The 12,692-nt window shown below is 41.8% G+C and carries 12 protein-coding genes; 5 read left to right on the forward strand and 7 right to left on the reverse strand.

From position 1 onward, the window contains the following. Positions 1-1,588 (reverse strand): NB-ARC domain-containing protein (locus VB732_RS24910; RefSeq protein ID WP_323233573.1); only part of this gene is annotated, 1,588 nt, incomplete at its 3' end. Between the two features lie 113 nt (positions 1,589-1,701). Between VB732_RS24910 and VB732_RS24915 the strand changes: the two genes are divergently transcribed. Then, positions 1,702-1,962 (forward strand): hypothetical protein, encoded by a 261-nt coding sequence (locus tag VB732_RS24915; RefSeq protein WP_323233574.1) that lies wholly within the window; start codon positions 1,702-1,704, stop codon positions 1,960-1,962. A 431-nt stretch (positions 1,963-2,393) separates the two neighbouring features. On the opposite strand, the gene VB732_RS24920 is transcribed toward VB732_RS24915, so the two are convergent. Together VB732_RS24920 and VB732_RS24925 are read right to left on the reverse strand one after the other, a co-directional pair. Beyond that, positions 2,394-4,352 carry an FHA domain-containing protein gene (locus tag VB732_RS24920; RefSeq protein ID WP_323233575.1) on the reverse strand — a complete coding sequence of 653 codons (1,959 nt, stop codon included), beginning with the start codon at positions 4,350-4,352 and terminating at the stop codon, positions 2,394-2,396. Between the two features lie 41 nt (positions 4,353-4,393). Then, positions 4,394-4,933 (reverse strand): FHA domain-containing protein, encoded by a 540-nt coding sequence (locus VB732_RS24925; RefSeq protein ID WP_323233576.1) that lies wholly within the window; start codon positions 4,931-4,933, stop codon positions 4,394-4,396. A gap of 67 nt (positions 4,934-5,000) precedes the next feature. Between VB732_RS24925 and VB732_RS24930 the strand changes: the two genes are divergently transcribed. After that, entirely contained in the window at positions 5,001-6,194 is a 1,194-nt protein-coding gene (locus tag VB732_RS24930) for an RNA-guided endonuclease TnpB family protein (protein ID WP_323233577.1), read from the forward strand. A gap of 142 nt (positions 6,195-6,336) precedes the next feature. Here the strand turns inward: VB732_RS24930 and nfi are convergent, their stop codons facing one another. Further along, positions 6,337-7,002 (reverse strand): deoxyribonuclease V, encoded by a 666-nt coding sequence (gene nfi, locus VB732_RS24935; protein ID WP_323233578.1) that lies wholly within the window; start codon positions 7,000-7,002, stop codon positions 6,337-6,339. Positions 7,003-7,235: 233 nt separating this feature from the next. On the opposite strand from nfi, the gene VB732_RS24940 reads away from it, so the two are divergent. Continuing rightward, a complete protein-coding gene (locus VB732_RS24940; protein ID WP_323233579.1) occupies positions 7,236-7,757 on the forward strand; it encodes a hypothetical protein in 522 nt (173 codons plus the stop codon). 182 nt (positions 7,758-7,939) lie between these two features. After that, positions 7,940-9,430: a hypothetical protein gene (locus VB732_RS24945; RefSeq protein WP_323233580.1), complete on the forward strand. Its 1,491-nt coding sequence runs from the start codon at positions 7,940-7,942 to the stop codon at positions 9,428-9,430. A gap of 75 nt (positions 9,431-9,505) precedes the next feature. On the opposite strand, the gene VB732_RS24950 is transcribed toward VB732_RS24945, so the two are convergent. Then, entirely contained in the window at positions 9,506-9,748 is a 243-nt protein-coding gene (locus tag VB732_RS24950; protein WP_323233581.1) for a type II toxin-antitoxin system RelE/ParE family toxin, read from the reverse strand. A gap of 75 nt (positions 9,749-9,823) precedes the next feature. After that, positions 9,824-10,090: a prevent-host-death family protein gene (locus tag VB732_RS24955; RefSeq protein WP_323233582.1), complete on the reverse strand. Its 267-nt coding sequence runs from the start codon at positions 10,088-10,090 to the stop codon at positions 9,824-9,826. Positions 10,091-10,422: 332 nt separating this feature from the next. Here VB732_RS24955 and VB732_RS24960 point away from each other — a divergent pair, with 332 nt between their 5' ends. Further along, the gene (locus VB732_RS24960; protein ID WP_323233583.1) at positions 10,423-11,388 is read left to right on the forward strand and encodes an aldo/keto reductase; all 966 of its coding nucleotides are present in this window, start codon (positions 10,423-10,425) and stop codon (positions 11,386-11,388) included. 31 nt (positions 11,389-11,419) lie between these two features. On the opposite strand, the gene VB732_RS24965 is transcribed toward VB732_RS24960, so the two are convergent. Further along, positions 11,420-12,685: a DNA cytosine methyltransferase gene (locus VB732_RS24965; RefSeq protein WP_323233584.1), complete on the reverse strand. Its 1,266-nt coding sequence runs from the start codon at positions 12,683-12,685 to the stop codon at positions 11,420-11,422. Positions 12,686-12,692 lie beyond the last annotated feature (7 nt).

Below are 12,692 nucleotides of genomic sequence, written 5' to 3' on the forward strand. Positions count from 1 at the left end.
TAGCGACATCGGGATGTTCTAAACTAAGACGATTTTCAGCTACCTCTACACACTGTTGCAACCAAGGTTCTGTTTGCTGATAAAGTCCTTGACCTTGATAAAACCAGCCTAAGCCTGTAAAAGGCCAAGTTAAATCTTCGTCGCTGAGATATTGGGATAGGTGGGTTGCAACTTCTGCAAGGTGGGGGATATGTGGAGTGAGGTTAAAAATATCTTCACAGTTAGGCTGTTGAGAAATTTGCTTTGCCACCTCTACCATCTGTGCTACAAAAGCAGTTTTCACCTTATCCGCCTGACTTGACTCATCCAACTTCATTTGGAAAAATTGCCGAATCAGTGGATGTAAACGATATATTTCTTTACTTTGCCATTGTATTAAATGCAGTTTCCGCAACTCAGCTATAGCTTTCTCGTTGAGTTCTTGTTCTTCATCATCTTCTATCGCCTCAACAGGAAAAGGAATATCAGCCAAAGCATACAAACTCAGCCAACAGCCTAAGCGTTGTGCATTTTCATCCAACTGTTCCCAACTCAATGCAAAAGCTTCAGCAACGCCGTATTCATAACGCATCAATGAGTTTGCTTTGGCTACTGCTTCGTATTCCAGTCGCTTTTTCTCTAGCCGCTTCAGCAGTTTTTCCAGAGACAAATCCGGCATTGTATCCAGATATCGCCCCACTAACTCTAACGCCAAAGGCAAATATCCCAAGAATTTAGAAATTTCTCTCGCAATCCAAGGTTCGCTTTTAAGTCGTTCTCTGTCAACCAGCGATTTTAATAATTTCATCGCCGCCAATGGTTTGAGAACACCCAAAGGTAATTGCGGCAAAGTACTATCAAATTCCTGGCGCGTTGTCAGCAATACTTTAAACCGGGATGATTCTGGGGGTAGATAAGGCTGAACCTGTTTTTTGTAATCGGTGACATCATCAAACACCAGCAGTACTTCACCTTGTTGCCAATTCTGCCAGCAGTATCTCAGCCTATCTGCTAATTCCCAGTCGTCCGGTGCAATTCTGTTGAATTTCAATTCAGCAAATCTGAGAATCTGAATTCCGACATCAATTCCCTGTGCAGATAACCAGCAAACCCCACCTTGATAATTCTGCAAATGCTGTTTGGCGTATTGAGTAGCGAGTTCAGTTTTGCCGACTCCACCCATACCCGCCACAGCTACAATCGCAACTTGCCGAGATGTTTGTAATTGCTGGTGCAGTTTTTCTAGTTCCACCTCACGTCCCACAAATTTTTCAAATGGGACAGCAGGGGGAATATTTTGATGAATCTTTTTAATTGTGGGTTGGGCATCTTGCCTGCCATTATATTTTACTGTCAGGCAAGCCCGTAATTTTTCCAGCTTACCTCGACTGTTTGAAGTGGCTAATTCAGGATAACTCTTGGCGAACTTGTCATACACCTCAGCCATCCGCTTTTTAACAGCAGCAACACCGATGTTTAACTCGCTGGCAACTTTTGCCTCACTATTGCTTGATTTTTCAGTCTTCAACCGCTCTACAAAAGCTGCTTTTTCCTCCGAAGATAAGTCATGATTCGCGGCTTCTTGTTCTAGAAAATCACGCCATTGCATAGACAGCTTGTGAGATTTCTACTTAATTCTACTTAAGTTTCTACTTCTACGGAATCTCCTCTTCTTCTGGCAGAAATACCATTTGCATAGAAACATTTAGAAGAGGTTTAGCCATGAAAACTGCCTTAACAACTCCTGTCAACTCCAATCGAACCACCCAAACTTCGCAATTAATCCCCGCCTCGGCAACATCAGTGGAGAATCCATCTACCTGGATGCGGGATGGATACAGTCCGACTGAAATTATTCTGGCGGCGGCATTTTTAACTTCATTGTCGATTGGGGGAATTGCCTCTGTGATTGTGGCGATTACAGGTTTAGTTAAAACTCTAGTGCCTGTGATGGTACAGTCGGCAAGGGAAAATAATAAGTAGTCAATTTAGAGTTAGGGCGAATGGAATTCGCGGCTACACAAACAAAGTCCGCCTACGCGGACTAAGGAAAAATTGAAGGGTTGAAACCCACGGAGGTGCGTTTTGCCTGTGTAGACGCGGTTTCTAACCGCCGATTTAATTCACCATATCAGAGAACAAGAATTCTGCGTAGGCGTAGCCCCTCCTAGACATCGCAACTTGAGCCTTTTTACTTGAACGTTGAGCCTTTTTACTCGAACGTTGCACCTTTTTACTCAAACGTTGAGCCTTTTTACTCAAACGTTGAGCCTTTTTACTCGAACGTCGAGCCTTTTTACTCGAACGTCGAGCCTTTTTACTCGAACGTTGAGCCTTTGAACCTCAAATTTGGGATTTGGAACTCAAAACAGCCAGATAAATACTGTATTCATCCTGCCTTCTGCTTCCTAATTCTAAGGTGATTGATTGAACACCCACTTCAACCACTGCTGAAAGGAACTTATAGTATTCAAACGGTGGACTCCAGTAGCACGGGTGGCGGCGAGTCCATCAACGGCGACTAATGCAGCATATTGCAAGCCCAAAAAACTATCAACTGCGGCATAAGGGCCACCTAAAGTAATAGCCCCAGCAGCATACATTTGACCTTTGCCACTACGCATTTCTACTAGTTCAAAATTGTTCGCTACTGTCAATCGCCCCAAGTGATTCACTGGGAGATTGTAATGTTTTACCAAATCTGCTATCAGAGGATTAGCATCAACCTTGGCATCCAATCCAGTAGCATCAACAATAAAATCAGCTAGCAATTTCATTTCCCCGAAGCTTTGCTCTCGGATATGGGTAATAGTCCGGTTTTGGGCATCTCGTTCTACATCCAAAACCTCTCCAAAGGTAATTTGATACCAGCCTTCGCTGATGCCTTGGGCAGTAATTTGCTGCCAGTCCTGGCGGTCGGCGGTGGTTGTTCCACCCCAGTCTGCTAGTAAACGTTTGCGTTCATCGGGGGTAGCTTTTTCTAACATTGCCCGGAGTTCGCCGCCCCAACAGGCTTTAGGCCAGTTAAAGGGTTGAAATTCGTAATGATTTTTGACTAGGCGCTGGGTATTTTGAAATTTGTTGCCTTGAGGTTTTGGCGATCGCATTAAATGCAAAACTGCAATATTCCGATTTCGTTTTCTAGCTTCATAAATGCGCTGAATAATCCGCGAAGCCACAATTCCCCGCCCACGAATCAATACCGTACCACCTTGTCGTTCTAGTTGCTCATAAACATGATCGTGGGCTTCATAAGCATTGACGACAGATTTAAAATCTTGATATTTTTCTCTATAAGCTTGCAAATCTGGAAGAAACTGAATTGCTGGATATCCAGTAGCTAAATGTAAATAACGAGTAACTAAAAAAGCATAATTTCCTGGGGCGCGAGAATAGGCTACGCAATATCTGCCATCATCAGTTTTGCGAATTGCCCTAACTCGTCCATAGCGATAAATTTGATTCCAACCAATCCGCTTCGCCTCCCTATCTATGGAATGAAAGACATTACCCGCACGGGGTGTATAAGTTTCTGCAAATGTTGGTTCTGCAAATACTTGCCACAAATACTTGAATGCTGAGTTTATCTGTCCCTTGCTGCAATCACGCCAAGCCTCGCGCAAGGCATAACTAGGCCAGCCCCAAATATTATCAGGACAAGAGTCAGAATTAGAACGCAGTCTTTCATATAAGGGAATTTGCGAATTCAAACAAAGGCGTTTGTAACGGGCATAAGGTTCTGCTTCCAATCCCAAAGCTACAATTTTGTCAGCACGCACACCACTAAGTCGCAGCAAATCAGCCCAAACAAAGCTACCCAATCCCGCCCCAATCGCTAGATAATCGGATTCATCTACTGTTAGACCTGTAGCATAAAGCGCTTGCACGGCGACATTTTCTGCCTGAAATGCTAGTGGCGGGAAATTACTTGCCAAGGGCGTTAGGGGCTGGGCAACAGGCAATGTGGGGTCTGGAAGATTGGTATTGGCGTTGAAGTGAATCGTTGAAGGTGGGCTGGTATCTGGTTCAGAGACGTTAGCACCAAATTTCACTGTGATTACATAAGGGCCAATTTGCAATGTATCGCCATTAGCCAAAACACTGCGCGTTTGTGGTTTACCGTTGACATATACACCGTTAACGCTGCCTTGGTCGATCACCACTAGATGGTCTTGTTCCCAGTCAATTAGGGCGTGGTAGCGAGAAACTTCGTTACTGTTAAGCAGCATCCGAGAAACGCGCACTCCCCGGAGTTCGGCAGGTAAACGAGGGAATTCTCGACCAAAAGCGATCGGCATATTCAACCTTGGTTCTCGCCGTTCTCCCGTCGCTGGTTCTTCCCAACTCAATTGAATTTGTAAGTCATTTGTCATCAGTTATTCCCCTCTGCTCCCCTGCCCCTTTGCCCTTCTCTTTAACTACCCGGTGCTACTAACACACTCACAGCCGCAGCCAAAGATGTTCCACACCAATGACAACCAATTTGTAGATTCTCTCCTGGGGAAACTTTATGACATTTGGGGCATTCTAGACCATAAATTCCTAGCGGTGGTGCGGGAGGTGTTGGTGAATGGTGATGATGTCCGGGATGCGGTGGCATCAAAATTGTTGCTGGAATGCTGCCTGTGGAAACTTGAGTAACGTTGAGTTGTATTTGTCCCAAAGAGATACTAGTACCCTCTGTTAAAGGCATTTCACCTTGGACTAATTGCCGTCCATCGACAAGGGGGGGATTTTGCGATCGCAAGTTCCTAATATAAAAGCGCTGTTGCTGGTGATGAAAAAAGATTTCAACGTGCAAACCAGATACAGTAGGGTGACTCAGAACAATATCGCACCGGAGTGGATCACGACCAATGCGGACAGTACCAGGATTGTGACTTGGCTGTTGTTCGTAAATATTCTGAGTTTTATCTTGACCTGCATCGTGCCACTGTAAAGTTAGTGCGTTCATCAGAAAAATGGGTAGAAACCCCGTCCTTCTAGGACGGCTTTACATGGAATGTGGTAAAATGTGAGGTATGGAAAAAGCCTACCGCTACCGTTTTTACCCGGCTGCCGAGCAAGAACAAATATTGCACCGGACAATTGGTTGTGTGCGGTTGGTGTTTAACCGAGCATTGGCAGCGAGAACCAAGGCTTGGTACGAGAGACTTGAGCGAGTTGATTACGCTCAAACTTCCACCATGTTGACGCAGTGGAAAAAAGTTGAAGACCTCCATTTTTTGAATGAGGTTAGCTGTGTACCATTGCAGCAAGGATTGAGACATCTGCAAACAGCGTTTACTAACTTCTTTGCTGGTAGGGCAAAGTACCCTAACTTCAAAAAGAAGCGTAGTGGTGGCAGTGCAGAGTTCACCAAGTCTGCTTTCCGGTGGAAAGATGGACAAGTCTACTTGGCTAAGTGTTCTGAGCCATTGCCAATTAAATGGTCTAGGCAATTGCCCAAGGGGTGTGAACCCACAACCATCACAATTAAACTCGAACCCTCTGGACGGTGGTTTGTCAGTTTGCGGATTTATGATCCAACAAATGAAACCATGCAACCAGTTGATAATGCTGTGGGGTTGGATGTTGGGGTGAGTAGCCTTGTTACTATGAGTACGGGTGAAAAGATTGCTAATCCCAAAGCATTTAATAAGCACTACCAGAGTCTTAAAAGAGCGCAAAAGTCTTTGAGTCGTAAGCAACAAGACTCTCGCAACCGTGATAAGGCTAGATTCAAAGTTGCTCGGATTCAATCTAAAATTTCCGATGCAAGAATTGACCATTTGCACAAACTGACAACCCGACTGATTCGTGAAAACCAAACGATAGTAGTTGAGGATTTGGCAGTTAAAAACATGGTCAAAAATCCCAAGCTTGCCTGTGCCATCAGTGATGCTGCATGGGGCGAGTTGGTGAGGCAACTGGAGTACAAAGCCAAATGGTATGGTCGAACCTTGGTGAAGATTGACCGATGGTTTCCCAGTTCTAAACGCTGTGGTAACTGCGGACATATTGTTGAAAAATTGCCGTTGAGTATTAGGGAGTGGGACTGTCCCAACTGTGGAACACACCACGACCGAGACATCAACGCCAGTCGTAATATTTTGGCGGTGGGACACACCGTTACAGTCTGTGGAGCGAACATAAGACCTCTTGGGCATAAGTCTAAAGGGCAGTTGCAAAAAACCGTAAGGGAAGGAAACAGAAACTTAAGTCGTGAGTCTTAGGAATCACCGTACTTTTAGGGCGGTGAGGATGTCAATGTTCTAACTTCGTAAATCGTATTTAGCTACTTCAACTTTCTTCTGTGCGATTCCTAACATGATTGAGTCGGTGGAAGCAAGTATTTAGGAAAAACTTCAACAAGCTTTATTTCGCCGACGCTAATCTATCAGCGATGCGTGTAGTTTCTGGCAGTCGATATTTTGGCGTGCAGCGTAATACATAGTCAATTGCTGTGGGTAAACTAATGCGATGACCACTGGAGATATATAGAGGTTTTACCCCGGTGCGCGATCGCAAAACAACCCCAACGGTTTCATCCTTATATATCAGTGGTTGCGTGCTGCCTTTAGCTTCTGCCAATTCCTCATACTTACCTACCAACCTGGACTTAGCTACACCAATTGTCGGCATATCTATGAGTAACCCTAAATGGCTAGCTATACCTAATCTGCGAGGATGGGCAATTCCTTGACCATCACACAGGATAATATCTGGTGTTGTTTGAATTTTCTCCAAGGCATCGAGAACAGCTGGAATTTCCCGAAATGAGAGAAATCCAGGAACATAAGGAAAGGTCGTAGGGCGGTGTGCTAGGCTCGTCTCAATTACTTGTAAATCAGGAAAACTCAGTACTGCGACAGCCGCCCGGCTAATTGTTCCATCAGCTTCAAAACCCATATCTACTCCAGCAACGTACTGGATCGGTTCTTGTAGTTGATCTTCAGTAATTACTTGATCTCGCAGCTTTTCTTGGATAACTATGGCTTCTTCCAGCGTCGAAGGCCAAGCATGATCTCGATAAAACTTCATATTCAAAATGGGAATTAAATTGATTAATATTAATCCTGTTAATTTGGCAAGGGCAAAAACCGATGTTTATCCAGGGAAATATATTTTTTACAAAAGTCTATGAAAGACTATCTTTATACTAAATATTTTAACCTAAGTTAGTTGATATTTTGCATCATAATGTTACTTAAGGCTGTGAAGAGGGAATTCTAAGAATATAAGTTTATTTTTCTAGAGTTTCTCTCATAGTGGTTATGATACAGCCAAATATTCTGGAACTTGCAAAACAGGGAGATGTAGACGCGATCGCATCTCTAATGAACCGCCACCTGCACCCCAAAGGGATCACTGCAAACGTTGCCTTCAAAGATGCTTGCTTAGAGGTAAAGCTAGAATCTGACCAAGTACCAAATCAGCAAATTTTAGTTGCATTTATCCGCAAAGGTTTGACTGGTTTAGGGGCTGTATCTGTTGAAAGAGTGAAAGTTTACGGACAACAAACGGGTAAGAAGTTTCCAGCTTGGAGTAAAGAGTTTAATCTAGGCATAGTAGAAGATGAACTAGAAGCGCTAGATAATGAAGAGTCTTCTAGTGAACCTCAACTTCTAACTATTTTTATTAATTTAAGCGGCGATACAGCGCGGGGATTAACAAACCAAGACTTTGAATCTATTGCTAATAAAATAAGCTCTGATATTTTATCATCTTGTACTGACGTTTTTATTCAAAAAGTAAGTATTAGTAATGGTAGCTCTGTAATTACAAAGGAACGTTAATATTTAAATTTCCTGATACAGACATACATAGGCACAGATAAAAAGTTTAAATCTGGGGTTTTTATAATGAATATAATCAATTGAAACAAGTTTGATGTATAGGGATAAAAATGTTGCTTTTATGTATAAAATGGGAACCTTGAGATAGACGATAATTTATCATTTTTTTAGATTTATTAATTATGACGCAACCGAATCTTTTAGAACTTGCTAAACAGGGAGATGCACAAGCAATTGCTTCAGTAATAAATTACCTTTTGCAACCAAAAGGTGTTAGTGCAAAAGCAGTCTTGAAAGATAGCTGCTTACAGATAATACTTGAATCTTTTCAAGTACCGGAACAAGAATCATCAGTAACTTTTATTTATAAACTAATAATCAAGCTGGAAGCTCCATCTATTAAATATGTAAAAATATATGGAAAAAAGAAAGGACAAACCTCAGTAAGTTGGATAGATGATTTAAATTTGAATTCAGTAAATGATGAGACTAAAAAACATTCCAGTATTTTCGAACTAGCTAAACAAGGAAAATATGAAACCCTCTCTAAAATATGGCCAGTTTGGTTTCCTTATCCTAGTTCTTGGCTCAGGGCAATTATTCTAGTTCCCATAGCATTTCCTGGCACACGTTTAATAGTCTTTGGATTGGCTGGAGTTTTTATATCAGTTATTGGTAACAGCCCTATATTATTAATATTTTCTATTTTATTCGGCTTATTAATACCAACGGCTTTCTTAGCCTTTATCTATCATATTTTCTGGTTTATTTGGCAAAAGCCTAAATCATCTAATAAATTACCAAAATGGATGCCTACTTTCAATAGCTTATGGGCAGGTTTCTATGGCACATTAGTAATGGGATTATCTTTTATGCTAATCCTAACTATCTTTTCAGAATTAGCTTTTTCTAGTTGCAACTTTTACAATCAAATACCGGAATACTTCAATGGTTGTACGGGACATTTAACAGGACGTGCAACAAACGGAATTTTTTACAGTATTGAAAATAATGATTTTTTGAGTCAACGTTGGTTCATGATTTGGATCTTCACTGCCGCATACCTATATCAATTAGAACATTTGGTAATAAAACGCTTCATTCCTAAGCTGAAAGTTCTATTACAAAGCTTGCAAAGTAAACCTAAGAGCTACAGTGTTGATCGCACAGATTTAGAAATTGACAGATTACGTGGTGATATGGGTCTAACCCAAATCAAAAAAGGCAAAAAACAGCATTTACTCATAAAATCACTATCACAATATCATTACCAAACGCCTAAAAATTTAAATAAAAAGCTGCTGATAATTATGTTCATTCCCTTGGTTGCAATCGGAATATATTTATTAGCAACAATTCCAAAAATGGAAGAACAGTCAACAAATTCTATAACTTCTCAAGTTAGTTCGCCAACTCCATTTTCAGCAGCACTCATACCTCAAGCTGATACATTTCGAGAAGCAGTAAGTAAAGCAATTAATGCCGCTAACCTTACTCAGTCAGCAAAATCTCCAGATGAGTGGAAAACAGTTGTGAGTCAGTGGGAAGCTGCGATCGCACTTATGAAAACTGTGCCATCTTCCAGCCCAAATTATGCAATCGCTCAACAAAAAATCATAGAGTATCAGAAAAATATTAACTACGCTCAGAAAAATGCCGTCGGTGGCAAGTAATGCGATCGCCCCTCAAAGCTAAACTAGAAAAAACAGCGCGATACCGACAGTAAGCTACGTTAACGCTGACAAAAATTACTCAGATTCTTCATCTAAATAAGATTGGCGACTGTGGCGAACATGAAGAATTGCGACAATATCTTCTTCAACAACAAACAAAACTCGATATTTTCTTCGTTTTCCAACCCAAAGTTGCCGAATTTCACGACCAACTACTGCTACTTCTGGCGCTATGCTACAGCGATTAGGAAATTCTTGAAGCGAAGCGATAGCGTCTTGAAGTTCGTAATACCAGTTGTTGGCTACTTCATTCAGCACTCAGATTGTCGCACATCCAACGATAGGACATTTCGATTTCTTGAAAAGCGGTGGGTTGAATAAGAACTTGGTAACTCATGGGCGAGGCGGAATGCCAAATTTGTGTTGTAGGGTTGCCAAGGCTTCCTCGGCAGGAATTCCTTCACCCTGCTCAAACTCATCTAGTCCTTTACGAATACCTACTATTGTTTCTAAGTAATCAATGCGTTCTAAGAGTTCTCTGTATGTGGCTAGGGGCTGGTTTGGGGCTGTTTTGAGTGATTTCAAAAATTCAAGTAGATCCTCTAGCAGTTCGTTTGGAGTGTTGTCAATTTCTTGTAATAGCAATTCTTTGATCGTCATTACAGTTAATAGATGAGATTGATGCTTCTAGTATAGCGATCGCACCTCAAAGCTAAACTAGAACAAGGAGTGCGATATTCCGATCGCTAACGAGGATAAACTATCATGCTTAATGGACTCAGGCAACACGCGATCGTCAAACCTGAATATTCTATTTCTCTCTGCGTGAGCTTTTCATATATTTGATCGATAACGCTAAAATTATAAATGCTATTCAAGGCGTAGACTTCTACCTCCATACCAACATCTGGATCTATGCTTTAGAAGGATATCCAGTTAATCCCCCCTAGCTAAAATTGATAATAAAAGTAATTTCGCCCCCGAAGCCAATCATGACAGAAGGAAAAACGCGGCGTAATTTCCTAATTACCAGCATTGCTGTAACTGGAAGTATTGTGGCAACTAATGCTTTACAGCAAAATAGTACTAACACCGCAACACCGCCAGCAACTATGCCAGAACGGGTGTTGGGACGCACGGAAGTAAAACTCCCGATCTTCGGGTTAGGAGGAGCAGGACAAACCCCGTTATCCTGGGAAGGAAAAGAGGGTGATGCTACAGCAATTATTCAAAGAGCGCTGGAACTTGGCATCCGCTACTTCGATACAGCCGCTAGTTATGGGCCCAGTGAAGATTATTTAGGCAAAGTGCTACCACCCCATCGCTCAAAGGTGTTTTTAACAAGCAAGACGGATCAAAGAGATCGGGATGGAGCTTGGCGAGAATTAGAGCGATCGCTAAAACGTCTCAATACAGATTATCTCGATTTGTGGCAGTTGCATCACGTTTCTTTTTCTGAAGAACTCGACACCATTTTTAGTCCATCTGGCGCAATTAAAGCTTTAGAAGAAGCCATAGAACAAAAACTGGTGCGCTTCGCAGGTATTACCGGACATCACGACCCTCAAGTGATTGCCGAAGGATTACGTCGCTATCCTTTCCACACTACACTCATACCTGTGAATGCTGCCGACAAACACCACCCACACCCATTTATTCCGGTGGTTCTACCAGTTGCTCAAGAAAAAAATGTTGGTGTGATTGCGATGAAAGTCCCGGCTTATGGTCGGCTATTTAAACCAGGTGGATTGACAGGTATGGAGCAAGCTTTAGGTTACACAATGTCTCAGCCCGGAGTACATTGTTGTGTAATTGCCGCACAAACTATTGCACAATTAGAGAGCAATGTCAAGACAGCGTGGGCTTTTGTGCCTCTTAAAAAGGAAGAATTGACTGCGATCGCTCAACGCACTGCTAATATCTGGGAAGATAGTACATTCTTCCGTGCTTGGACTTAGCCCAACCTTGCACATATTACAAAGTGTATTATTAGTCACGCTGATAATATTGCTCCGCTTGCGACATCTTAAACTGTAGTAGTTTCTCGTCTCCCAACTTGTATCGCAAACTCGGCTTAAAAGGCGAAATATTCAAACTACGAATAATTTCACCCGCCACAGCTTTGGCTAGTAGCGGTGGTACAGAGTTACCAACTTGCCGAAATCCGTGCCATTTGGTTACATGAAATCTAAACCAATCGGGGTAAGAATGTAATCTCGCCGCTTCCCTAACTGTAATACAACGAGGCGTAAATGGATGAATTGGTCTAGGAGATGTGAAAGAACCTCTATACTTATCTGTTCCGGCTCTTAAAGTATTGCAGACACCACCAGGATGTAGTTTATGAAAACGACTAATTTTTTCTCTTTCACCTTGTTCAGTTTCCTGAAAACGTTGAATAGTTTCCACAGAATGTTTTGTTCTTAAACTTGAAGAAAGGATTCGCAAATCATATTCACGTTTATAAGAATAATCATTTTTTAGACATTTAAGACCGCGAAGTACACGAGCATAATTACTAGGCTTTTCGTATTCTCCAACAACCCAATCTCTTGTTACTAACTCAGGATATTTTTCTATTTTTGGTAAATCTTTAATTGCATCCCATACTGTAGGACTGAAGGGGATATCAGATAGTTTTTTAGAAGTTAAATTATTTGGTAACGCTGGTTTTGTAATCGGCTGAGGATATTTCGGTAATTCTACATCTTCCCTTGCACCTATGAGAAATAATCTCTCACGTGACTGTGGTACTCCGTAATTTGCAGCGTTGAGAATTTGGTAATTTTCTTCTACTTTATAGCCGTAAATTTTAAACTCACTAATTAGAGATTGGAGGATTTGTTTCTGTTGACCAACTGTGATTCCCCGAACATTTTCCATTACAAAAAATTTCGGTTTTAGCTCAAAAACGAGTCGATGAAAGTGAAATACCAAAGAATTTCGTGGATCGTCAACAACCCGTTTACCAATTAGAGAAAACCCTTGACATGGTGAGCCACAAATTACCACATCAATTTCGCGATCGCCAATTTTAGAACGACTCCTAATTTCTTCACCGGTTGTATCTACAACACTCTTACATAACACTGAGCAATAAGGAAAGTTAAACTCATGTGTTGCACAGTGGATAGGGTCAATTTCCACAGACGCTAGCACGTCAAAACCAGCTTGTTCAAAGCCAAGAGTCATACCACCCGCGCCAGCGAACAAATCAACAGCGATCGCTCTTTGTTTTCTCATCTCATAAGCCATGAAACCT

It is taken from the genome of Nostoc sp. UHCC 0252, from assembly GCF_034931145.1.
In the GTDB taxonomy this organism is placed as follows: Bacteria; Cyanobacteriota; Cyanobacteriia; order Cyanobacteriales; family Nostocaceae; genus Nostoc.

What these genes read in the sequence shown, in the direction of transcription:
- VB732_RS24915 (WP_323233574.1), top strand. Translation starts at nt 1,702, where the DNA reads ATGAAAACTGCCTTAACAACTCCTGTCAACTCCAATCGAACCACCCAA.
- VB732_RS24920 (WP_323233575.1), bottom strand. Translation starts at nt 4,352, where the DNA reads ATGACAAATGACTTACAAATTCAATTGAGTTGGGAAGAACCAGCGACG.
- VB732_RS24925 (WP_323233576.1), bottom strand. Translation starts at nt 4,933, where the DNA reads ATGAACGCACTAACTTTACAGTGGCACGATGCAGGTCAAGATAAAACT.
- VB732_RS24930 (WP_323233577.1), top strand. Translation starts at nt 5,001, where the DNA reads ATGGAAAAAGCCTACCGCTACCGTTTTTACCCGGCTGCCGAGCAAGAA.
- nfi (WP_323233578.1), bottom strand. Translation starts at nt 7,002, where the DNA reads ATGAAGTTTTATCGAGATCATGCTTGGCCTTCGACGCTGGAAGAAGCC.
- VB732_RS24940 (WP_323233579.1), top strand. Translation starts at nt 7,236, where the DNA reads ATGATACAGCCAAATATTCTGGAACTTGCAAAACAGGGAGATGTAGAC.
- VB732_RS24945 (WP_323233580.1), top strand. Translation starts at nt 7,940, where the DNA reads ATGACGCAACCGAATCTTTTAGAACTTGCTAAACAGGGAGATGCACAA.
- VB732_RS24955 (WP_323233582.1), bottom strand. Translation starts at nt 10,090, where the DNA reads ATGACGATCAAAGAATTGCTATTACAAGAAATTGACAACACTCCAAAC.
- VB732_RS24960 (WP_323233583.1), top strand. Translation starts at nt 10,423, where the DNA reads ATGACAGAAGGAAAAACGCGGCGTAATTTCCTAATTACCAGCATTGCT.
- VB732_RS24965 (WP_323233584.1), bottom strand. Translation starts at nt 12,685, where the DNA reads ATGGCTTATGAGATGAGAAAACAAAGAGCGATCGCTGTTGATTTGTTC.